The organism is Colwellia sp. MB02u-10, from assembly GCF_014077185.1.
Classification (GTDB): domain Bacteria; phylum Pseudomonadota; class Gammaproteobacteria; order Enterobacterales; family Alteromonadaceae; genus Cognaticolwellia.
Genome location: NZ_JACGVK010000104.1, coordinates 325,790 through 349,918, shown reverse-complemented (window position 1 = coordinate 349,918; position 24,129 = coordinate 325,790). Strand labels below are relative to the sequence as shown.

14 protein-coding genes are annotated in these 24,129 nt (G+C 37.9%); 7 read left to right on the top strand and 7 right to left on the bottom strand.

The genetic code is table 11. The annotated features are described in order from the left end of the window. Positions 1–362 precede the first annotated feature (362 nt). Together H4J59_RS05540 and H4J59_RS05535 are read right to left on the bottom strand one after the other, a co-directional pair. The gene (locus H4J59_RS05540; RefSeq protein WP_182237495.1) at positions 363–2,360 is read right to left on the bottom strand and encodes a tetratricopeptide repeat-containing sulfotransferase family protein; all 1,998 of its coding nucleotides are present in this window, start codon (positions 2,358–2,360) and stop codon (positions 363–365) included. Positions 2,361–2,512: 152 nt separating this feature from the next. Beyond that, positions 2,513–5,185: a TonB-dependent receptor gene (locus H4J59_RS05535; RefSeq protein WP_182237493.1), complete on the bottom strand. Its 2,673-nt coding sequence runs from the start codon at positions 5,183–5,185 to the stop codon at positions 2,513–2,515. Between the two features lie 278 nt (positions 5,186–5,463). Here H4J59_RS05535 and H4J59_RS05530 point away from each other — a divergent pair, with 278 nt between their 5' ends. Further along, positions 5,464–7,413 (top strand): choline BCCT transporter BetT, encoded by a 1,950-nt coding sequence (locus H4J59_RS05530; RefSeq protein WP_182237491.1) that lies wholly within the window; start codon positions 5,464–5,466, stop codon positions 7,411–7,413. Between the two features lie 72 nt (positions 7,414–7,485). On the opposite strand, the gene H4J59_RS05525 is transcribed toward H4J59_RS05530, so the two are convergent. Continuing rightward, positions 7,486–7,950, bottom strand: a complete 465-nt coding sequence (locus tag H4J59_RS05525; protein ID WP_182135159.1) for a MarR family winged helix-turn-helix transcriptional regulator — start codon at positions 7,948–7,950, stop codon at positions 7,486–7,488. A gap of 187 nt (positions 7,951–8,137) precedes the next feature. Between H4J59_RS05525 and H4J59_RS05520 the strand changes: the two genes are divergently transcribed. Beyond that, the gene (locus H4J59_RS05520; RefSeq protein WP_182237490.1) at positions 8,138–9,358 is read left to right on the top strand and encodes an Nramp family divalent metal transporter; all 1,221 of its coding nucleotides are present in this window, start codon (positions 8,138–8,140) and stop codon (positions 9,356–9,358) included. 119 nt (positions 9,359–9,477) lie between these two features. On the opposite strand, the gene H4J59_RS05515 is transcribed toward H4J59_RS05520, so the two are convergent. Continuing rightward, the gene (locus H4J59_RS05515; protein ID WP_182237488.1) at positions 9,478–11,322 is read right to left on the bottom strand and encodes a M2 family metallopeptidase; all 1,845 of its coding nucleotides are present in this window, start codon (positions 11,320–11,322) and stop codon (positions 9,478–9,480) included. 634 nt (positions 11,323–11,956) lie between these two features. On the opposite strand from H4J59_RS05515, the gene H4J59_RS05510 reads away from it, so the two are divergent. From H4J59_RS05510 to H4J59_RS05500, 3 genes are all read left to right on the top strand, one after another. Next, positions 11,957–12,586, top strand: coding sequence for a TetR/AcrR family transcriptional regulator (locus H4J59_RS05510; RefSeq protein WP_182237486.1), 630 nt, complete (start codon positions 11,957–11,959; stop codon positions 12,584–12,586). Positions 12,587–12,812: 226 nt separating this feature from the next. Then, on the top strand, positions 12,813–13,832 hold the full coding sequence (gene nagZ / locus H4J59_RS05505; protein WP_182237484.1) for a beta-N-acetylhexosaminidase: 1,020 nt from the start codon (positions 12,813–12,815) through the stop codon (positions 13,830–13,832). 112 nt (positions 13,833–13,944) lie between these two features. Further along, positions 13,945–15,321 carry an SLC13 family permease gene (locus tag H4J59_RS05500; RefSeq protein ID WP_182237482.1) on the top strand — a complete coding sequence of 459 codons (1,377 nt, stop codon included), beginning with the start codon at positions 13,945–13,947 and terminating at the stop codon, positions 15,319–15,321. Between the two features lie 71 nt (positions 15,322–15,392). Here the strand turns inward: H4J59_RS05500 and dsbB are convergent, their stop codons facing one another. Further along, positions 15,393–15,911 (bottom strand): disulfide bond formation protein DsbB, encoded by a 519-nt coding sequence (gene dsbB, locus H4J59_RS05495; RefSeq protein ID WP_182182987.1) that lies wholly within the window; start codon positions 15,909–15,911, stop codon positions 15,393–15,395. Positions 15,912–16,032: 121 nt separating this feature from the next. Continuing rightward, positions 16,033–17,622, bottom strand: a complete 1,590-nt coding sequence (gene nhaB / locus H4J59_RS05490; protein ID WP_182237480.1) for a sodium/proton antiporter NhaB — start codon at positions 17,620–17,622, stop codon at positions 16,033–16,035. 1,181 nt (positions 17,623–18,803) lie between these two features. On the opposite strand from nhaB, the gene H4J59_RS05485 reads away from it, so the two are divergent. Together H4J59_RS05485 and H4J59_RS05480 are read left to right on the top strand one after the other, a co-directional pair. Further along, positions 18,804–20,858 (top strand): methyl-accepting chemotaxis protein, encoded by a 2,055-nt coding sequence (locus tag H4J59_RS05485; protein WP_182237478.1) that lies wholly within the window; start codon positions 18,804–18,806, stop codon positions 20,856–20,858. A 911-nt stretch (positions 20,859–21,769) separates the two neighbouring features. Then, positions 21,770–22,288: an Lrp/AsnC family transcriptional regulator gene (locus H4J59_RS05480; protein ID WP_182237476.1), complete on the top strand. Its 519-nt coding sequence runs from the start codon at positions 21,770–21,772 to the stop codon at positions 22,286–22,288. 473 nt (positions 22,289–22,761) lie between these two features. Here the strand turns inward: H4J59_RS05480 and H4J59_RS05475 are convergent, their stop codons facing one another. Continuing rightward, positions 22,762–24,072, bottom strand: a complete 1,311-nt coding sequence (locus H4J59_RS05475) for a cytosine permease (protein ID WP_259369394.1) — start codon at positions 24,070–24,072, stop codon at positions 22,762–22,764. Positions 24,073–24,129: the final 57 nt, after the last annotated feature.

Here is a 24,129-nt window from a genome sequence, read left to right as displayed (position 1 = left end):
ATAAAAAGTTTAGTGACTAAGGTTTATTCCTTAGCGATAAACATAAAAGCGGACATTAACCTGTTCGCTTTTATGTTCAGACGAAGGGGCAGTTTTTTTTGTTCCAGACAAGAACCAACATCCATGTTGGCAATGTATTGATCACATGACTGTTCTTAGCCATCTCGGTAATTACTCCTGCATTACTCTAATGGCTCATATCATGGCAAAAACATGGCTCTGCGCCGTTAGTGTATCCATGCAGGTCGATGCGAAAGAACGACTATATTTATGCCTCTCTCAGATATCCTGTATTTCTAAGCACTAGTGTATTTATACACGCTAGATAAAGAGCGAAGCTATACTCTTTATCTAGGTAAACTTTATTCTATATTAAGTACTTTTTTCAAGGGCGTTAAATAGGGCTCAAAATGTCGCCATTGTTCAGTGGCACTTTTATAAATGGGTTGACGCACTTGCTCAGAGCTTGGGGTTTTAATATTGCGCTTGGTTTTATGAAAATCGACACACGATTGTTCAAACTCTAAGCCACAAAAATCAAGCATTCTTCGTACTTGTGTTTCTAAATCATCAACCACATCTTCATGATTTACCTTTAATACATAATCCGGTAAGACATCATCCCAATGTGCCATCAATTTTAAATAAGCTTGATAGTAACGACCCATGTCTTCAAGGTCGTAACTAAAATCTTGTCCTTCGGCAAATAACTGTTTAAAACCACTAAAACAACAAGCCATGGGCGAGCGTCTAGCGTCAATAATTTTAGCATTGGGCAGTATTAATCGAATTAGGCCAATATGGAGAAAGTTATTGGGCATTTTATCAATAAATAAGGGTGCCTTTTCTCGATAGACTTGAGTTTCGTCAATAAATTGCTGACCAAAGCGTTTGAAATACTCGGGATTAATTTCATTTAAGTTTTTCGGATATTGGGCTTCTTGATCACTTTGACTATGGCTACGGCCTCGTAGTCGTGATGCTAAGCCTAATATATTATGTAGCTCCATCGTGCCGTCAACTTGACTATGTGAAGCCAGTATTTGTTCAAGTAGCGTAGAGCCTGCGCGCGGTAAACCGACAATAAATATTGGATCGGGTAAATTAAGCCCTAAAGTTCCACGGCTCTCAAACAGCTCGGCGGTACAGTATTTAATTTGCTCAGCAACTTGTTGTTCTACTTTGGTGATGTCAAAGCCACTATGAGCATGTTGTAATTTATTGCCTTCTTGGTAGGCTTGAAAGGCTTGGTTATAGTCTTCTCTGTCTTCAAAGGCTTTACCGGTAGCAAAATGTAGTTGAACCTTATCTGTTAGTGCTAAGGCTTTATTATTTTGCTGTGTTTGCATTTGCGCAATTTCTTCATCACTAAAACGGTAGGTTTTAGTATTGGCTAAACTCCAAAAAGCATCACCATAACTTGGGTTTAACTGGTAGGCTTTTTGGTAAGCCGTAATGGCTTTTTTTATGTCACCTTTGGTTTTTAGCGCATGGCCTAGCTGCAGTTGAAAGCCTGCAACTTGATCGTTTTGCTCTACCGCTTGTTCAAATAGGATGATGGCTTGCTCTATTTTACCTAAACCTGTTAAGGCACTCGCTTTAGCGACTTTGAAGCTCAGGTTGTCAGGTTGTATAGCGAGTAACTTTTCAACTTGCTGTTCTGCCACTTTGTATTTACCTAAACGAATAAGTAAATTGAGGTACTGAGAGCGCGCATTTATATGATTGGGCGCCAACTCAAGGGCACTGGCCAGTAAAAATTCAGCATCGTCATAAATTTTTAGCTCTACACCTATTTCAGCAAGCAGACACATGCCATCGATGTGGCGTTTATTATCTTGTAAAAAATGTCGACAAATTTGTTCCGCTTTTAATAGTTTTCCTTCGTGCATTAATTCAGTTACCGCGAGTAAAGCCGGTGGTAATTTTTTTAGTTTCTCTAACTGATTGGCGGCTTTTTGCACATTGTCTTGTTGCTTTGCATCTCGGTACAGATGAATTAATGCTTGCCAACTAGCGACTAAACTCGGGTTAAGTTTTACCGCCTTTTCAAATGAAATTTTAGCCAGTGCTGGTTCATCTAAGGCTAAATAGATAAAGCCTTGTTCTTGATTAGCGCGGCTATGTGTTTCATCGAGTTTAAGTAATGCATTAATACTGCTTAATGCCGCAGGGATAGTTTTTGCATAGCGTTGGGCAACGGCAATTAAATACCATAATTCAATTTGGAGTTGTTGGTCTGTGGTTTGTTTTTGTAGTTGTTTACTTTGTGTAATGGCGTCATTGAATTTTGTTGTTTGGATCAATTGTTGAATTGATTTTAATTGGTCTTCATTAGCAGAGTGAGATCTTGTGTCCAATGACTTAGCTCCAGAGTAGGTTAGCGTATTATTTTTAGGTTAAAAAACGACTATTTTATCAATAAAAAGCCGCTTGATACAGATATCAAACGGCTTTATTTATCATTTTAGTTTTGACTTAACTTAACTAGCTTTTAGTAATCAATCTAGGCTTAATAAAAGTCGTACGAGAATCTAAAACCAATAGTACGAGGTCGGTTAGAAACTACTTTTGGCGTATACTGTTGAGTATCAATATATAATATTGCACTTTTATCAGTTAGGTTGTCGATGAAAAGCTCAGCTTTCCATTCGTCGTTAGTTACACCAAAGCTTAAGTTTGCTACCACATAACTATCCTGTATATAACGACCACCTGCAAGGGTATCGCCATTACTGTCTTGATAATTAACGCCGGTATAAACATCAGCTTCTTTTTCAATGCTCAAACCTGAACCTGTGCCATAGATTAAATTAGTAGAGTCTTCTACCATGTACGCATCCATCACCATACCGGCAAGTCTCTCTCCGGTATAACTGATTGAACCGTTAACATAACCTGTCATACCTTGGCCAATTGGATAGAAATACTGGGCTTGTAAATTACCTGAAAATTCAGCTGAATACGGTAATCTACTGCCTTCTGGTGGCGCAATACCATTAAGCTGAGCATTAACTGACGTTAGCTCAGCATTTATCAAACTAAAAGCACCAGAGATAATTAAGTTATCCGTTGCAACCCAACTAAAGTCACCATCAATACCTTTAATTTCAGCATCACCAACATTATCAGTAAATACTAAGAAGCTGATATTGGTAGGGTCATATCGTGATGTTTGCAGATCAGATATTTTTGAATAATAGGCAGTAGCGTTAAAGCGTAAATTTTGATCAAATAAGGTTGATTTAAAACCTAATTCTACGTTATCTAAACTATCAGTGGTTGAATACACTGGTATGCGGAAACCTTCAAAGGCGCCTTCTTGACTTTTAGCTGAACCACCACCAACTCGGTTAGTAACCGGTGGTCTAAAACCTTCTGAATATGATGCAAATATCATAACATCATCATTCATTTGCCAATCAATTGAAGTTTTGATAATCGTATCATCAACAGTTAACTTGCCGTCACTATCAAGTAAGTCAGTTTCTAGTTGGCCACTGGCAATAGCAGTTTGAATTGATGCTGTTTCAGCCGCTGCTTCCTCTGGAGTCCTACCATCACTGATAAAAAATTCAGTTAAGGCTGCATCACTACCATCACCAAAAGCTTGTAACCTGCCACTGACATCATCGCCAGTAGTAGCGCCTTTATAAATATCATCAATTTGATACCAACGCGCGCCAAAACTTGCAGTGACTGTGTCGGTAATATCGTACTCAAACTGACCAAATACGGCGATTTGATCTATGGTATGTGTAACATCATTAACAAAACTTACTTCTGAAGGGAAAGGGCCACCATCACTGTTAATGCCATCACTTCCTGCGAGAGTTCTTGCCAAATTAGGAAACTTCTCTGTATTGGCTATTTTGAATTGACCAACAGTTGATAACTCTTGTGTGTCGTAAAATACACCTGCGGTTACACGCCAGCGATTTTCAGCTGAGGTATTCATACGCAATTCGTGGGTAGTACGAGAAGAGCTAGTTTCTTCTTTATAATACTTAGTCGGGTCAAGACATTCTTGTTCTGCTTCAGGAACGCCTGAATAGTTACAAACATAATAAGCAGAAAACGAACCACCGTTAGTGTAGCCAGTGTAATCAATCGTTGAATTGATATCTCGGTCGAGATAACCACCGGTATAAACCACGGTAAGATGCTCAAGTCGGCCTTCTAATGTCCAAGTCGTTAAACCAAAATCATCATTGTTGTTTTCTGGTACAAAGCGGCTTGTTGATGTTTCACCTTTAAGGTTTGGATCATAAGAAAACACACCTTCGGTATCAAGAGACTGTTGAGTATGTTGAACTAAAAGATCCCAGTCATTATTGATTAAATAAGATAAACCAAAGCGAGCACCGGCATAGCTTGCCGTGTTAAAGTTTTCTTCTACTAAAGCCGCATTTTGTGGTGCGGTAACAGAAACATTTTCAGGATTAGTTAATGCACCACCAGAAATTCGACTAATAACTTCTGCACTACCGGTATAACCATTTTCACCGGGAACATTGAGTACATTATCTATCCAACCACCTTGGTAGTCGTTGTAAGCAGTAACACGTACAGCCAACGAGTCAGATAAAGACATATTAAAATACGCTTCAACAGAGTTACTCATGTCGCCGCCTTTGGTGGTACTTGTGCTGGTATCAAAACCTGCAGCAAAACCATCATGGGTTGGCTTGTTGGTGATTAAGCGTACGGTACCTGATTGAGAGCTAGCACCAAAAAGTGTGCCTTGTGGCCCAGGCAAAACTTCTATACGTTCAACATCAGTAGCATAAATATCTAAGTTACGCCCTTGCATTGATACCGGTTGCTCGTCCAAATAGAAAGCAACAGAAGGTTGTAGTGCTTGAACTGATGAAACTGAGATATTAGTTTGCGTAGTTGCTGCGCCACGAATATATATTTCATTTTGGCCAGGACCTGTACCCTGAAAAACTACGTTGGGTAAAAACTCTACGTATTGGTCAAAATTAGAAACGCCAAGTTTTTCTAAGCTGTCACCTGTTAAGGCGGTAACAGTTACGGGCACTTCTTGAATTGATTCAACGCGTTTAGTTGCTGTAACTTCAATAGTCTCTATTGAAGCTCTTTTTTCTGTTTCTTCAGCGTATAAAGTGCCTGACGCTGCTAGTGCGGTCAACACAGCGTAGTGTAGTTTAGTGAATTTCATATTGATTTTCCCTTGGTATTTTTATTGTGAAGAGCCTAATACGTTTAGAACTCTAACTACAAATACACTTAGAACTCTAAATATAAATACCATTAGAGTTCTAACTATATTTGGTCTTTTGCAGTATCTTAACAAAATATAGGAATTTTTTCAAAAATATAATAGAGTGCTATTTTTTAGTGAAATCTCGTTACACGGGTAATTGTTCACACAAGTGACTATTTACACCTTGATTAACAAGATATAATATCAACACAAATTAAATTTAGGGGAAGGCTTTGTCTTTATCCGCCAATAGTCAATTAAATAAGACAGTATTCGTTAGTGCATCATCTATCATTATTGCGCTTTTACTTTATACAGTAGCACTACCTGAACAGGCTCAGAGCTTGTTTACGCTTATTCAAACAAGCATTGTTGACAACGGCAGTTGGTTCTATGTACTCACCGTCGCTTTTATCTTCTTTTTTGTTATTTTTTTAGGATTCTCTCGTTACGGGGATATTCGTTTAGGGCCTGATCATGCGACCCCCGATTATTCTATGCTGACTTGGCTTTCTATGTTGTTTGCTGCTGGAATGGGCATTGGCTTAATGTTCTTTGGTGTGGCAGAGCCATTGATGCACTATTTGTCGCCACCTACGGCAGAACAAGGCACGGTCGCTGCGGTTCAAGAAGCAATGAAAATGACATTTTTCCATTGGGGATTACATGCTTGGGCTATCTACGCCGTTGTGGCCTTGGTATTAGCTTATTTTAGTTATCGCCATAATTTACCACTAACGTTACGCTCAGCATTATATCCCTTGATTGGTGACCGAATTTATCAATGGCCAGGGCATTTAGTTGATATTTTTGCTGTGGTCAGTACGGTTTTTGGTGTGGCCACCTCATTAGGTTTAGGCGCGTCACAGGTAAATGCAGGTTTCGGCTATTTGTTCGGTATTGAGGTTTCTACGACCAATCAAATCATTATAATGATTGGTATTATTGGACTTGCCATTATCTCTGTTGCGACCGGTTTAGATAAGGGAATTAAAATACTCTCTGAAACCAACATGGTATTAGCGGTTATCTTGTTAACTTTGGTTTTTGTACTCGGTCCAACGGTGTTTTTATTACAGGCTTACTTACAAAATATTGGTGATTATTTAGCTGATATAGTACATAACACCTTTAATTTATTCGCTTATAAAAAGACCACTTGGATAGGTGGTTGGACGATATTCTATTGGGGGTGGTGGCTTGCTTGGGCACCTTTTGTTGGCTTGTTCATCGCTAGAATCTCTCGTGGTCGCACGATTAGAGAATTCATAGTTGGTGTCATGTTAATACCCACCGTATTTACTTTGTTTTGGATGACTATTTTTGGTACCAGTGCCATTGATTTGGTGCATAACCAAGGGGTGGTTGAATTAGGAGAGATGGTCAGTAAAGACTCATCAGTGGCATTATTTGTTTTTCTAGAAAACTTCCCATTATCTACATTGCTGTCTTTCTTTAGTGTCTTGATGATTGTGATATTTTTTGTCACCTCTTGTGATTCTGGTGCGATGGTAGTGGATATGCTCTGTTCACATGGCAGTAATAATACACCCTTGTGGCAACGAGTTTATTGGGCTGTAGGTATCGGCATGGTCGCAGGGATTTTATTGTTAGCGGGTGGACTTGGTGCTCTGCAAACTATGACTATTGCCAGTGCCTTGCCTTTTGCTATCGTACTACTGCTTGCTATTGCTGGCTTGATTAAAGCATTGAGAGTGGAAGCTTTTAAACAAGATAGCCAGCTTATAGCAGCGGTACCTCATTCAAACAATGATCGTGATGATAGCTGGCAGGTGCGGTTAAATAATATTGTTGATTACCCAAATAAGGGCAATGTGAATAAATTTATTAGTAAGACCGTTGTCCCTGCGTTTAAATCCGTTGCTGATGAACTAAAGAAAAACCAAATCAATGTGGTTGTTTCGGATGAAAATGGCCTGAGTTTATTGGTTCAACACGGTGAAGAACAGCAGTTTGTTTATCGGGTGCTTGCTCGAAAGCATTCACAACCGGACTTTGCTAATGAAGACGATGATGATGAACACAGTTATTATCGAGCAGAAGTGCATTTAGGTGAAGGCGGACAAGATTATGACATTATGGGTTGGTCGAAGGCGGCAGTGATCAATAATATTATTGATCAATACCATAAACATTTGCACTTTTTGCATTTGTTACGTTAACAACTAACGGCGTCAGTTTTATCGATATTACTGGCGCTCGTTACATATAATCAGAGCCTATAACAATTTTTGTTATAGGCTCTGTAATTCTAATAGCGGTGCAGCATCTATTTTGTCTGCATCCATCATATTTGATAAACGCTCCATTGAAGACAACAATTGTGATTGTTCCCATTGCTCTAAGTTAGAAAATTTTTCAATAAAATGTTCTTGCAATGCTTGCGGTGCCTTAAGCAAAAGCGCTTTTCCATCATCAGTTAAATACAGGCCGACTTTACGTTTGTCTTGTGTATAACGCACTCTTGAAATAAGGTTTTTATTTTCTAACCGATCAATAATATTGGTCACCGTTGCGGGACTTAAATTAACTTTTTTGGCAACTTGGCTTGAATTGATACTGTATTCTTTATCGATCTCTAACATAATTAATAATTGTGGGCTGGTTAAGCCGGACGTTTTATTAAGATGTTTTGAATGTAAATCAATGGCGCGTATAACTTTTCTTAAGGAAATTAATAATTCCTGGTGTTTTTCCATAACAGTAGACTCCTAACTCCTAACTTTAAAATTCCGTAGTCTAATCAAAATTATAATGACCGACTAGAGAAATTATTGAAATAAACATTATTTAACTAAAATCACTTGGGTGTTTTTAAAATAACGAATAGCTATGATGGCTGAAAAGTCACGATCTCTCAATATAAAAATAACAGAGTAGGTAAATATGAAATTTCCAAAAATAGGACCTGCGTTTCTTGTTACAGCAGCGTTTATTGGTCCAGGGACGATAATTACCGCGTCAATGGCTGGCGCAAATTATGGTGTATCACTTGTTTGGGCATTGCTATTTGCTATGTTTGCGACGTTAATTTTGCAAGAAATGGCGGCAAGGCTAGGTATCGTTAGTCAACAAGGTTTAGGCGAAAATATACGACAGGCGATTAAGCACCCGTTTGCTAAGGCTTGTGTTGTTATGCTGGTGGTGAGCGCTATTGTGGTCGGTAATGGCGCTTATCAAAGTGGTAATATTTCAGGCGCAAGTTTAGGCTTAGTAGGTGTTGCAGAACAGTTAGGTTTTAAAGTTGCTTTTGGAGCTATTATTTTTCCAATCATGATTGGTTCGCTTGCTTTTGTCTTACTTATTACCGGTAGTTACAAAGTCATTGAGCGCGCTTTAGTGGTGTTAGTTGGCTTAATGAGTATTGCATTTATAGTGACATTTTTTTTAAGCAAACCGCAATGGTACGAGTTAATGAGCAGTTTTGTCGCCTTTGAATTACCCACGGGCGCAACACTCACGGTTATTGCCCTCATTGGCACGACCGTTGTGCCCTATAATTTATTTTTACATGCTTCAACGGCCAGTAAAAAATGGCAGTCGGTTAATGATATATCAACAGCAAGGAAAGATTTACTGCTATCTATTCCGCTTGGAGCTTTAATATCAGTAGCTGTACTTTCAACCGCGGCTTCAGCCTTTTTTGGTCAGCAACTCAGTTTGCAAAGTGCTGCCGACATAGCTCCTGCGCTACAGCCGCTATTTGGTGACTCTGCAAGTTTATTTCTTGGCCTTGGCTTATTTTGTGCTGGCATATCATCTGCGATCACCGCCCCTTTAGCGGCGGCCTTCGCGTTAAGTGGTATTTTAAATTTAGACAAAAACCTTAACGCTTTTGGCTTTAGATTGACGTGGATGATTATTTTAATTATTGGTGTTGTTGTCAGTAGCGCAGGTTTTAAACCTGTTGCTGTTATTTGGTTTGCTCAAGTAGCCAATGGTATTCTACTACCTTTGATCAGTATTTTTTTATTATGGATTATGAATACAAAAGTGCTAGGTGAGTACCGCAATAATTTATGGCAGAACATGGCTGCGGCCGGTGTTATTTTGATTACCTTACTCTTGAGTGGGCGTAGCTTGATGTCAGCGTTTGGCTTGCTGTAAGCACTGAGTATTGGTGACGATATAAAAATGCAGCTTATCTAGAACAATATTAATCGTTTGCAATAAATAAAAAGCCCTTAAATCAGCTGATTTAAGGGCTTTTTAGTGTTAACTAATGATTAAAAACCACATTGTTTACCTTGGTTTTTATCTTTTAACCAAGTATGCAAGGGGGCAAAATAATCAAGAATAGCGGTTGCATCCATTTGTTCATTGCCAGTTAATACTTTATAGGCTACTTGCCATGGCTGACTTGAGCCCATCTCAAGGACGGTATTTAACGCGGCACCGGCATCTTTGTTGTTATAAATAGAACAACGATGAATAGGGTCCGTATTACCTGAAATGTCACATAAGGCACGATGAAATTCAAATTGCTGAATATGTGCTAAGAAATAACGAGAATAAGGTACGCCAGCGGGTACATGGTATTTGGCACCCGGGTCAAAAGCATCGATGTTACGATCAATGGGGGCGGTTACCCCCTGGTATTTTTCACGTAATTCCCACCAAGCGCTATTATAGTTTTCAGGGGTGATTTCACCGGAATAAACTTTCCAACGCCATTGATCAACCATCACACCAAAGGGAATAAAGGCAACTTTATCTAGCGCCATTTTCATTAATAACCCAATGTCTTTTGATTCATCAGGAATGGCGTCAATTAAACCAATCTCTTTTAAGTATTTAGGTGTTACTGACAGGGCTATCGTGTCACCAATAGCTTCATGGAAACCGTCGTTAGCACTATTTTGATAATAAACGGGCTGGTTTTGGTAAGCACGTTGATAAAAGTTATGACCTAATTCGTGATGAATAACCGAGAAGTCTTCACCGGTTTTTTGGATACACATTTTAATGCGAATATCATCTTTAGCATCTAAGTCCCATGCTGAGGCATGACATACCACATCTCGATCGGCGGGCTTAGTAAATAATGAACGTTGCCAAAATGTTTCTGGTAAGGCTTCAAAGCCAAGTGAAGTAAAAAAGCTTTCAGCGCCTTTTACCATTTTAATTTCGTCGTAATTATGGCTGGCAAGTTGTTTGGTAACATCATAACCAGGATCGGCATTTTCAGGTGCCACTAAGTCATAAATATTGCCCCACGATTGTGCCCACATATTACCTAATAAATGCGCCGGAATAGGTTGGTCTTGTGGCACTTTATCTTCGCCGTAGGTTTTGCCTAATTCACTGCGCACATAACAATGTAGATCATCGTATAAGGGTTTAATTTGCCCCCATAAACGGTCAAGTTCTTTAGCAAAATCATCAGCAGGCATATCGTAATTAGAACGCCACATTGCGCCTAAGTCTGCATAACCTAGTCCTTGTGCGCCTTCGTTGCCCAATTCTGCTTGGCGAATATATAAGGGCTTCATCGCTGGGCTAATGGTGCGCCAACCTTGCCACATTTCTAATAATTCATCGTAGTTACGAGAGGTTGCCATGGTAGCGGTCATCTCGCCTAAACTTAAGGTTTCGCCCGATTTAGTGGTGTAATTGCCTTTACCATATAGACTATTTAATTCAGCGCCAATTTTTGCTAACTCAGCCGATTTAGCTGGATCTTGTGGTGCTGGCATCACTAAACTCTGCTTTAATATATTGAGTTTTCGGCGTTGATCAGCACTGACTTCTACAGCGTCAAATTTAGCGGCTTGCATGGCAAATCTAACCCCAGCTTCTGTCGACTTTTGATCTGCTGCTGCGGCAAGTGCTGAAGTGTCTTGCGTAATAAAGTTTGAATTGATCCAAGCCGCACGACTGCCTTCAAGGTTAAGTTGCACTAGCTCTTGTTCAGTAGTGGCTAAGAATTTTTCTGCCTCTTGAGCCGTTAACGCTTTATTTACCACAGTGGCCGCTTTAGCTGCATTTTTTACTGTGTTATCACCATTACAAGCACTTAGGCTTGCTGCTACTAAAATAGCGGCTGTGGTTAATTTAAATGTCGATTGCATAAGTATCCATTATTGTTTTTGTTAGCGCTTGATTAACGCTTTAATCAACTTAATCTAGGGTCATGGCTAGTGTAGATTGAGATTAGCAGCTTGGCAATAGTCTTGATTTTGTTGAGTACATTCGGGGGGCGTTGATAAATTTTGGACAAAAAAAAGCCCAGCGAAAGGGGTGCTGGGCCATCATATAAAATATACTAGGGAAAGTATGAAATTTGCGTTTCAAAAATTGCTTCAGGAAATGCCAAAAAATTATAGCTATATTAGGTGTTTTTAACTGTGTTTTTTCTGTAATAGTTTGTAATAAATGAGAAGAGTAATGCAAAAAATTCAGTAATAAAATTTGAAGGTTAAAGTATTATACAGAGAGTAAGTCGAAGTACATTCTTTATCAGCCACTAGGTTACCCGTCACTAGGCAAATATCTATTGAGATAACGTTAAGGTATTAATATTGCTGTAGAGAAAGTTAAATGGGCAAGCATTTTTAATCTAGTGGCCATTAATTGACATTTTTTGGACTTTGTTTGGTATTTTTTTTAGTTCTGCATTTAATCCTAGTTGCGTTAGTTTAAACGCTTGTTTAAACTACCTGTATTAATTTGTTAATTACACTAGAACTACGGCGTTATTTACCTATGAGCACGAAGAATAAAATATTAGATGCAGCAGAAAGTTTGTTTGCAAATAAGGGTTTTAATGGTACCTCTCTACGTGAAATAACCGGTCAAGCCGATGTAAACTTAGCTGCGGTTAATTATCATTTTGGCTCGAAGAAAGAATTAATTAAAGCGGTTATGTCTCGTTACATGAATGAATTATCTCCGCGTTTAGAAAGTGCTTTAAGGCGAGTCTGTGAAATAGAATCACCTAACCTAACTGACGTTTTTTCTGCCTTTATCGATCCGCTATTATCCTTAAACAAGTTTAAAGACAATGGTACCAGTAATTTTTTGCAGCTTTTAGGCCGAGGTTATACTGACAGCCAAGGATTTCTACGCTGGTTTTTAACCACTCAATACCCAGGTGTTATTGATAATTTTGTTTTAGCGGTACAAAAATCCTACCCAGAGCTAAGTGCTGAAGAGATGTTTTGGCGTTTACATTTTACCATGGGCACAGTGGTTTTTACCATGTCTTCAAGTGACGCTTTGATTGATATTGCTAAAAGTGATTTTGACCGTGATCTGCAAATTTCAGATGTTATCCGTAATGTTATCCCCTATGTTGCGGCCGGCGTTGGTGCACCTATGCCTTTGAAACGTTAAGCTGGGCTTGAGCTGAGTTAGCTAGAATATAAGATAAAAATTACAGATTCTGCTTAGTACGCTTATTATTTAATAGCGTTCAAAAACGCTATAATCTTCAGATTTATTTCTCAGATTTATTTCTCAAGTTTATTTTCAGGTTATGACTGGTAAATAGCGCCAACATCTTTGTTTATGCGTGCTAATTAGGTAAAGTAGCAATATCTTAATATTGTAAAGTGTTGTTATGGGTCCAGTCATGTTTGATGTGCAAGGCACATCATTGTCTCAAGAAGATAAAGAAATACTTCAACATCCACTGATCGGTGGATTAATCTTTTTTACTCGAAATTATCAATCACCAGAACAAATGGCTGACTTAAGTCAGCAAATCCGCATGGCAGCTAAAAAGCCTATGTTATTAGCGGTTGATCATGAGGGGGGTCGTGTACAACGCTTTCGAGAGGGCTTTTCTTTAATCCCAGCGATGGGTAAATTATGGCGAATGTCAGAACAAAATCTCGCCTTAGCAAAAGAACTCGCTAAACAAAGTGCGGTCTTAATGGCATTGGAAGTGCAAGCGGTTGGTATAGATATCAGTTTTGCACCCGTATTAGATATTAATAACATTAGCGAGGTTATTGGTGATAGAGCCTTTCATCAACAACCCGATTACGTCACTGAATTAGCTGAGGCATTTATCAGTGGTTTACATCTAGTGGGTATGAAAGCAACCGGTAAGCATTTTCCGGGTCATGGCAGTGTTAAAGCTGACTCTCATATTGATTTACCCATTGATTCACGTACAAGCGCTGAGATTTTCCAACAAGACTTAATACCATTTAAGCAACTTATCAGCAAAGGAAAAGTGGATGCCTTGATGCCTGCACATATTATTTTCCCCGATGTTGATCCTCAAGCTGTGGGTTTTTCTCGTTATTGGCTACAAAACATTTTACGTGAACAACTCGGTTTTAATGGCGTGATTTTTAGTGACGATTTATCCATGCAAGGCGCGGCAAGCATCGGTGGTTATATTGAACGCGCTGAGGCAGCACAAGCCGCAGGTTGCGATATGCTTTTACTATGCAACAACCGTGATGGCTGTGTAGAGGTGCTTGATAATGCCAACATTTCAACATCGTTAGTGAGTAGTGGAAGGCTTGATAAGCTGCTGAAAACGCCAGATAAAAACACTAATTTCTCAAGGCTTAAAGAAAATCTAGTATGGCAACAAGCGAGCGAATACCTTAAGCAATATCGTTGATTTTTAGCCAAGATCGCAGCCATTCAAATTACAAAGCAACAAACTTAAATAATAAAGAATATTAACAACATATCAAAATAAAAATATAATAATAAAAATATTGGATAAATTTATGACACTCACTAAACAGCTATTCATCCCGTTAGCCCCTGTTTTAGCGGTAATATTTCATTTTACCTTGCAAGCTGTTGGCCTGGACAGTAAAGCCTCTATCGCTGCGGCTATTACACTATTAACGGTTATTTGGTGGGTGACCGAAGCACTGCCTATACCTGCTACGTCATTAGTGCCTTTTGCCTTGCTGCCCCTATTTGGCATTGTCGATCATAAAGTGGTTGCATCCGCCTTAGGTAGCCACGTAATTTTGCTCTTAATGGGCGCTTTTATGCTGTCAAAAGCCATTGAAAAAAGTGGCGCACATGAACGGTTAGCGGTTTACATGGTGCGCTTGGTGGGCGTTAATAGCGGCAGGCGAATGGTATTTGGCTTTATGTTAGCGAGTGCACTATTAAGTATGTGGATATCCAACACCGCCACAACCTTAATTATGTTACCTATTGCCTTGGCTATTCTAAAACATATTGATAATCAAAACCTTAAAGTAGCGCTGATTCTTGGTATTGCCTATGCAGCAAGTGTGGGTGGTGTTGCGACCCCTATTGGTACGCCGCCTAATGTGATCTTTATGGGCATTTATGAAGAACAAACCGGCATTGAATTTGGCTTTTTAGAATGGATGAAAATTGGCGTACCTATTGTGATACTTGCTATTCCAATTATGGCCTTTTGGCTTACCAGAAATGTCAAACTTGAACAAGCGGTACACTTACCCGTATTAGGGCCATGGCGCGCGGAAGAAACACGCACCTTGTGGATTTTTGGTTTAACTGCATTAGCCTGGATCACACGTAAAGAACCTTTTGGTGGTTGGAGTGGCGCCTTAGATATTGAGATAGCAGGTGATAGCACTGTCGCTTTATTTGCTGTGGTGTTGATGTTTATTGTGCCCAACGGTAAAGGCTCACGCTTACTCGATTGGGACAGCGCTAAAACTATTCCCTGGGGTATGTTATTGCTATTTGCTGGCGGTATTGCCTTAGCTAAAGGTTTTGTCGCTTCAGGTTTAAGTGATTTATTGGGTGAGTGGTTAGCGTCATTTGCTCACTTACCGGCAATTATCATGATTGTTACTATTTGTTTGGTGGTGACTTATCTAACAGAAATAACCAGTAACACCGCAACAGCCACCTTACTGATGCCCATTTTAGCAGCGGCGGCTATTGCTTCTGGTTATGACCCTAAAGTGTTAATGATACCTGCGGCGATATGTGCCAGTTGTGCGTTTATGCTACCTGTGGCAACAGCGCCTAATGCCATCGCTTATGGCACCGGTGAAATACAAATTAAAGAGATGGTAAAAGAAGGGGCCGTGCTCAGTTTTATTATTTCTTGCTTAGTGGGTATTACTTGTTACTTGTTATTGCTCTAACTGCCTTTAACGTCAAATTTAAATACTCGCGTTATGACCTTGGGTTATAACGCGAGTTTGATAAAAAACGGTTAAAACATTTTCTCTTTTTGCAAACGTGCTAATAAAATAATAGCAAACGCAGCACTATAAACACCAAATATAACTAGCATGACTTGTGGCATGGTAAAGCCTAAGAATTGCCAGTTAATATCACCGCAGTCGCCTGTCGCTTCAAACAAGGCCGGTAACCATTGATGTAGTGGCGCCCAAGTTGGGAAGTTTGGTATAAACTCACAACTAAATAAAAACGACATAGTTGATGATTGCATGTCGACATGTTCTAAAGCAATGATGAACCCCCAAATAGCCCCAGTAGCCCATAAACCATAAGCGGCAATACGTATTAATACAAATTGACAACCTAAAGCCCCAACGACACCAGCTAAAAATATCCCCCAGATGGCGGTGCGCTGATAAATGCACATAATGCAGGGTTCAAGCCCCATCACATATTGAAAGTAGAGTGCGATTAATTCAAAACATAAGGCACTAACAGCGAGCAATTGCCAAGCTCGTTGATTTAAAGATAATTGGCTTAAGAAATTCACAACATGTCGCCCATGATTAATTATTTAAGTAATATTGCTACATATGCTAACAATAATAAAAAAGCGCCACAAGGGCGCTTTTGTTAAATTTTATATCAGCTTATAACTTGAGCAAAACTTATTAGTGACCACCAGGGGCACTAGTTTCAGGCTTTGCACTGTGATGCTGAATAATATTTTCGTCATAAAAATACTGGGTGTATTTGGTTAACTGTCCCGTTGAGATAGCCAGTAAACCAACAAGCGTTAACACTATCGTATAAGGGAACGCCATAATAACCATACGACCATAAGATAAACGAATTAATGGTGCTAGTGCTGAGGTTAATAAGAATAAGAACGCTGCTTGACCATTCGGTGTTGCCACACTGGGTAAGTTTGTACCTGTGTTAATTGCCACCGCTAATAAATCAAACTGGTCGCGGGTAATTTGGCCAGCCATTAGTGCTTTTTGAATCTCTGTAATGTAAACCGTACCAACGAATACATTATCACTTACCATAGAAAGTAAGCCATTTGCCAGATAGAACATAACAAGCTGCATGTTACCTTCAAAGGTTAACACCCAAGTGATAACCGGCGTAAATAAGCCCTGATCGACAATAACAGCAACTATCGCGAAGAACACAGCTAATAGAGCAGTAAAAGGCAAGGCTTCTTCAAAGGCATGGCCAATTTGATGCTCTTCAGTAATACCCGTAAATGCAGTGGCTAGAATGATGACAGATAAGCCAATCATACCAACGGGTGCTAAATGTAATGCCAGACCAACAATTAACCAAACGGCAATCGCACCTTGAATAATAAGTTTGGCATTATCAAGCTTATTACGTTTTTTACTTTCTGCAATATCATAGTCGTTCAAAACATTGTAAACATTTTCTGGTAAAGCAACGCCGTAACCAAACCATTTTACTTTTTCTAAAAGTACACAGGTTATCATGCCAGCAAAAAACACTGGAATAGTTACTGGTGACATACGAATAGCAAACTCAAGGAACTCCCAGCCGGCTTGTTGACCAATAACTAAGTTTTGTGGCTCACCAACTATGGTACATACACCACCTAAAGCTGTACCCACACCAGCATGCATCATTAAATTACGTAAGTAGCCGCGAAACTGCTCTAAATCAGTACGTGAGTATTCAGCTAATTCATGGTCACTGGTATGATCGTGGTCAACTTTAATATCTTTACCCGAAGCAACCTTGTGATAAACCGAGTAAAAACCAATAGCGACACTTATAATTACGGCAATTACGGTAAGCGCATCTAAGAAGGCCGACAAGAAGGCCCCAGAGAAACAAAACAGTAAAGACACCATCACTTTGGAACGAACTTTAGTGACTATTTTAGTGAATAAAAATAGTAACAAGCCTTTCATAAAGTAAATGCCGGCAACCATAAATATTAATAATAAAATCACTTCAAAGTTTAAAATCATCTCATGCATGACTTGATTTGGACTTGTCATACCTATGGCAACTGCTTCAATAGCGAGTAAACCACCGGGTTGTAACGGGTAACATTTTAGTGCCATTGCTAGAGTAAATATAAACTCAACAACCAATGCCCAACCGGCAATGTAGGGGTCGACAACGAAAAATAATAATGGGTTGATTACTAAAAATGTAATTATTGCGATTTTGTACCATTCTGGCGAATTGCCAAGAAAGTTTTTATAAAACGCATTCATGAATGATTGCTGCATGATGAACCTTTTAAAAATTAAGAGCTAGGATTAGTGTGACTTAAACGTTTTTTTAATTATTCTTTTTTAATTATTTTTATAAATTTAAGAGTTCAAGAGTTTAAGCGTTAATTTAACTATTGTAAATAAGTCAGAGCAAGCTTGTTAGGTATTGAAACTGACTGTTGGGACAGTAAATGTAATTTTGGCATAAAAAAGTAAGCTTTAAAAAATGGCAAAATCAGCAGGCATAAGCAAATTTTTTGATTTTAGAACATTTAAAAAATAGCGATAAAGCTAAGGTGAATTTAACACGGTAGCTATTAGGAGATATTTGTTTATGATCAACGCCACTGAAGTTGAGCATTGGATGCATCTCTCACTCATAGCTATCAAAGATTTTACTAAAATGGCTTTTCATGGTGCGGCATCTAAGTTAAGAATAATCTTCACTAGTGACTACTATGTATGCTTTAAAATTATTTTTGATCGATTTTAAAGATTTTTTGATCCCGCTTAGCTTCATAATTTAAATAATATTATTTGATAAATGCTAAAACTATTAAACCACGACTGATTTTTTGATAATGTGACTATTAATTATAGCGGACGATCAGTGTGTTATCTTACGTAGAACGCAACAACTAAATAGCTTTAAAGTTAATTTAACTACTTAGTTGTTATAAAAAAAAGTGGTGTTACCAGCCTGATGTTTGAACGGCTTTATCTGTTGATTCATGTACTTGATTATATTCTGAAATAGATGTTAGTATTTCGATTTCACTCAGTTAGATTATGGGTTGAATCATTAAATGTGTATCTTTAATTATAGCTGTGATCATATTAACTTTTGGTTTTATTGTTAAGTCCCAGTTAAGTGTTTTGACTATATTTTGTCGGTTTATATATAATAGATCGGGTTCTTGAGGGAAATGGCTAGTAGGAAAGCCATAAAGCTGTTTTTAAGCACAATACATTCAACGAGTTATTCAACGATCTATTCAACAAGTTATTCAACAATATTAAAATCATAATTTTTTACTACTAGCTTAAAGCTGATTACTTACCAAGAATCGGTTAAATCACCTTAAGTTCTATGGCCAGTTTTTTTAGACCTGGCAAAGTTCACTAACGTAAAAACAGACATTACATATTGTTTATATAGAGCTTTAATTTTTACTATTTAATATGAGACCTTTTTTATGCTTAAAAACTTTAATAAGTTATCTATTGTTTATCAATTAACAACGATTATTTTTATTATTACATTGACAGTTTTTTCACTATTAACGCTTTATGTTTCTTATGACACCAGTAGAGGCGCAATTAAAGGCGTTGAACAGCAACTGAATCGTGAATTAAAGTCGATATCAGGAAATTTTGAATTTTTTCATGAGACGTTAGAACAAAGGACCAGTCAGTTAGGTGATATTTTCTTTAATATGTTTTCAAGTGATCTGAGCATTGATATGGCTAATATTAGCCGAGTAGGTAACTTTGATGTGCCGACATTAATGCATGGCGATAAAGCAATTAACGGCAATTTTTCATTACCCGATGAATTCACTAAAATGACTGGGGGAAGTGCGACTATATTTATGAAATACAATGATGACTTTATTCGTGTTTCTACTTCTTTACGTAAAGAAAACAATGATAGGGCTTTTGGTACCTTGCTAGGTAAAAGTCATCCTGGTTATTCCACTTTAATGCAAGGCAACACCTATAAAGGATCTGCCTTTTTATTTGGTCGTAACTACATGACTAAATATATTCCTTTTAAAGATGTTAACGGTGCGGTTATAGGAATTATGTATGTTGGTTTTAACTATACGGCATCGCTAGCAACATTTAAGGAAAAATTAGCTAAAATTAAGTTTGGTGATACGGGTTATTTGTATGCAATTTCAGCTAAAAAAGGCCCTAAGCAGGGCACTCTAGTTATTCATCCTTCCATTGAAGGAAGAAACCTTGTCACAATGGAAGATGCGTCAGGCAAAAAAGTTTTTAAAAAATTACTTGATGGTGATTCAGGTGTTATGCATTACCAATGGAATAATGCCCAAGGACAGGCCCAAGATAAATTAGTTGCCTATAAGCATGTTAATGGTTGGGACTGGGTTATTGCTGCAGGAAGTTATACCGATGAATTTATTAAGGAAAGTGTTTCACTGCGTAATAATTTAATTGCAATGACCATTTTGAGTGCGTTGGTTATTTTGGCACTAGTTTATCTTTCGTTAAAGAATTGGTTGAAACCCTTAAATGCCATTGCTCAAAGTTTGAAACTATTGGGACAAGGAGATCTCAGAACGCGTGTTACCGTAAAAGGCTCGGAAGATTTTGAAGATACGTCTAATGAAATACAATTTTTAGCGGGTCATTTAAATAAAATGGCGAAAGAATTTTCAATATTAATTAACAGTATTTTAAGTTCGGTTGATCTGATGGGCATTGCGTCAGAACGTGTCGCAGCGGTTGCTGCACAAACACGACAAGGAGCAGGTCAACAGTTAGATGAAGTAGATCAAGTTGCAACGGCCATAAATGAAATGGCCGCAACAGTGCAAGAAGTAGCATCAAGTGCGGTTACTGCCGACTCCCTCACGAAAGAGTCAAATGATCATGTTCAACGAGGTAACTTGGTTGTTAATAATGTCGCAAGTTCTATTCAAGATTTAGCTATTCAAGTTGAAGAATCGGCAACAGCGATTGAAGCGGTTGAAAGTGAAAGTAAAAGTGTTGAAACTGTTTTAGAGGTTATTCGTGGGATAGCAGAGCAAACTAACTTACTTGCGTTAAATGCAGCGATTGAAGCTGCAAGAGCCGGTGAACAAGGTCGAGGGTTTGCTGTAGTTGCTGATGAAGTGAGAACACTGGCGCAAAGAACACAGACATCAACTGCTGAGATTCGTGTGATAATTGAGCGATTACAACATAGCGCTACACAAGCGGTAGAAAAAATGCAATTAGGCCGAGACAAGGCCAGAAGTAGTGTTGAAGAAGTATCAAAAGCCGACGACGTATTAAATCAAATAACTGAATCTGTTGCATCTATTTCTCAGATGACAGCCCAAATAGCGGTCGCCACTGAAGAGCAATCACGAGTAGCAGAAGATGTGAATCAACGTGTGGTAAATATTCGTGATATATCAAGCGAAACCTCTAATGGGGCAAACGAAATGCTTGAGTCAACATCACAAATGCAAGGTGCTGTAAAACAATTAGAAACCAAGACAACACGATTTACAGTCTAAATTATTTAAAAAATTGAGCTAGCCTGTGACAAATTTTGTGTAACTGCCAGTTTTAAATAAAGTGCTTTAAACGGTCTTCGAATTCAATCATAAATTGATTCAAGGCCGTTTTTTAGTTTTTGTTATAGGGCGTTGTAAATACAAAGGATGCTTCTATAAAAATTTTTGGCATTTTATTACTACTTATTAGTTTTCACTCCTCACTCCTCAACACAGGCTGAAAAAGAACTTATTGTAAAAATACTTCCAGACAAATTAATTTTATCAATAGATTGTGAGGCTAGAACAAACTACAAGTAAAAAATCCCTTGTGTTCTATACTTGCAAAAATTCAGATGATGGCATGTATTTCATGGGATTTCGTTTAAATGATAGCGGTTTAGTCGCCATTTTTAAAAAGAACTCACATAATATTGTTGTTAACTACATTATTGGATATTACAGTCAGGTTAGACCCCCACAGCTACAACAGCGGACTCACATCAAATGAATCAGAAAAAAAGATACTGGCTCGAATACAAATCGGTGGCCAAAATTAATTGACCACTACAATTCTCATTTTTGAAGATATTAACCACTTTCACACAAAAAAACTTTGCCTAAATAATTTTTGAAGTTATTTATGATATCTAATACCTCTGTGTTAACCATTAGAAAAATCAGGTTAAGAGGGGGGAACTATATTTCTTGCTCTTTTAATCAATATTTTAGCCGATAAGCTTTATCAATTTTTTCGCTGTTATGCACCTAAAAATCTCTTGGTGTCCCGTCAATTAAGATGGTTGTATTAGATATTTTTATTTAATTGATATAAAGTGCATTTTAAAATGCTGCTTCCAAAATTCCAAGTTAAATAGTGTTTATAAAAAAGCCATTTCAAATATATTTGTTCAAGAAGAGTTGCTTAAATAATGAAAAAAACCATAAAAATGGACAGATACAACAAGAAAATATTGACTATATTACACCGTGAAGCTGATCTAACAAATGCTGAATTAGCTGAAAGAGTAAATCTTTCTGTTAGCGCGTGCTTTCAACGAGTGAGAATGTTGAAAGAGTCAGGCTACTTTAGAACCTTTCATGCGGATATTAATGTAGAGCTTATTTGCGAACATGTATTAGCATACTTAGAATTTACACTTCATGATAATAGTGCAAAGGTGAGGCGGGAATTTGAAAAAGCCGTAATAAAAATTCCTGAAATAATGGACTGTATGAAATTAAGTGGCGAAACGGATTACTTGTCGTTTTGCTGCTTTACGGATACTCAAAAACTTAATGAAGTTTGTGAGACCTTAAGCTCAAATGAAAGTCTTTCAATTAAAAGAATAACACCAAAGATCATCTTAGATCGACCTAAGTACTTCTTAGGTTTTCCGTTAGATAATCTGAAATGGCATGATGAAATCATTATTGATGAGCAAGAGTAGACATACCAATGCTATTAAAGTATTACCCACTTGTGTTGGTTAAAATAGACCATGTGAGTACTTAGTAAAACCCGTACTCTGAATTACATAAGCTAGTTATTGCTCAGTCGAGCATCTTATCCTGATACCTTCTTCCTCAGCACTACAGGATCAAAAACTTAATCGCATTGGGTTTATTGAGCAGTAGTTGAAATTATTTGGCCAGCGAACAAAACCTAATAGTTCAGAGGCAGGACATTGATGCTAGTTAATGGTTATTTTTGTTAATCACTCTGGCATTAACCTAAAGCTCCTACATCTAGGCAGAAATTTTAGGGTAATGCCAGACGCCGCATATAAGCGGTTAATACTTACTCTTAGAGAGTTAGAACGCGGCAAAAAATTGAAAAATATATTCATTTATCATGGCTATAATTCACAAGTCTAGTTTGCTTGTATAGCCTATTTTAGTTCTAAAGGACTATCTAATAATGCTAAATTTTATTGCTTTCATTTGATGTGGATCGCTTAGAAGATACAGATGATTTTTTAGAAGCTTTTACTAATATCACGTAAACTAGACCTGTGATAAAAATCGCATCTAAAACAGAGATACCGGTTAGATTAAGCCAATCGTAACGGCCATTTAGCACAGAAATGAGTGCACCCATGATCCAAGCAATAAATGCGGGTATAGAAAACTGGCGATTATTAGCAAGGGTCTCTAAGTTATAAGCGTGACCTTTAATAAAGATAAAATCAACGATAATGACACCGGCTACAGGAACAAATATAGTCGATAAGAAAGATAAAAAGCTTAGAAAATTATCCAATATATTCATGAATGCCGCTAACACACCAATAAATCCTAAAACCATTGTTACTATTTTTTGATTAAGTTTTGGAAATGTGGCGGTTATGCTCAAGGTAGTGCTGTATAAATTAAGAGAATTTAATACCCAACAGCCGGTAATAATAATAACAAAAGCCAACAAACCTAAATTTAAACTTAACATCAAATCCAGTACATCTGTGATGCCAGATGCGCTCGCTGAAAAACCGGTAACAAACAGCACCAGCAGTTGGGCAGCGCCATAAGACCAAAAAGCAATTTGAAATCCTCCTGATTTTTGTTTCGAAAATCTTGCTATATCAGGGAGTATGATGGCACCAATAATAATCACACCTACAATTGACGCAACGCCTTCACTTAAACTTAATGTTGATGTTTTCTCCAATACCCAATATTGCACTATACTCATTTCTTCAAGTGAGCCAACAAACATTTTAATAGTCACTAAAACTAATACAGGAATAAGCAGTGTTGATATAATATTAATCGCTTTAAAACCATATAATGTTGTTGTTATCATGCAAATACCAGCGAAAACCTCAATGGGCCATTCTGGTATTATGATATTAAATTGCGCGTTTAATAACCTCAAAACGGCATCTGAAAATAAATCAATATTAACGCCAAACCAACCGAGTAATGATATGGCGAAAGCAATATTCACAATGGCGGCTCCGGTATTACCAAAAGCAATTCTGACTAATAAATACGAGCTTAGTCTACTTTTTATGCCAATAGTGCCCATTATTCCGCCAATAAAAATCAGTAAAAAAGAGCCTATTAATAAGGCAAGCAGAGCATCATGAACGGTAAGTGCCTGCTGAATTTCCAGCCCCGTTATAAACGTAGGTAAAGAAAAGCTAATCATGGCTGATATTGATGCAATTCTGGGCCAAGATACGAGCTCACTGTCGCTGATTTTTAGTTCACTATAGTCATTACTTTCATTCAAAATATGCTTATCCCTGATATATGTGCGGAGCAATATAAATTCTAAAACACTTAAGCC

What these genes read in the sequence shown, in the direction of transcription:
- H4J59_RS05525 (WP_182135159.1), bottom strand. Translation starts at nt 7,950, where the DNA reads ATGGAAAAACACCAGGAATTATTAATTTCCTTAAGAAAAGTTATACGC.
- H4J59_RS05485 (WP_182237478.1), top strand. Translation starts at nt 18,804, where the DNA reads ATGCTTAAAAACTTTAATAAGTTATCTATTGTTTATCAATTAACAACG.
- H4J59_RS05520 (WP_182237490.1), top strand. Translation starts at nt 8,138, where the DNA reads ATGAAATTTCCAAAAATAGGACCTGCGTTTCTTGTTACAGCAGCGTTT.
- H4J59_RS05515 (WP_182237488.1), bottom strand. Translation starts at nt 11,322, where the DNA reads ATGCAATCGACATTTAAATTAACCACAGCCGCTATTTTAGTAGCAGCA.
- nagZ (WP_182237484.1), top strand. Translation starts at nt 12,813, where the DNA reads ATGGGTCCAGTCATGTTTGATGTGCAAGGCACATCATTGTCTCAAGAA.
- H4J59_RS05510 (WP_182237486.1), top strand. Translation starts at nt 11,957, where the DNA reads ATGAGCACGAAGAATAAAATATTAGATGCAGCAGAAAGTTTGTTTGCA.
- H4J59_RS05535 (WP_182237493.1), bottom strand. Translation starts at nt 5,185, where the DNA reads ATGAAATTCACTAAACTACACTACGCTGTGTTGACCGCACTAGCAGCG.
- H4J59_RS05480 (WP_182237476.1), top strand. Translation starts at nt 21,770, where the DNA reads ATGAAAAAAACCATAAAAATGGACAGATACAACAAGAAAATATTGACT.
- H4J59_RS05500 (WP_182237482.1), top strand. Translation starts at nt 13,945, where the DNA reads ATGACACTCACTAAACAGCTATTCATCCCGTTAGCCCCTGTTTTAGCG.
- nhaB (WP_182237480.1), bottom strand. Translation starts at nt 17,622, where the DNA reads ATGCAGCAATCATTCATGAATGCGTTTTATAAAAACTTTCTTGGCAAT.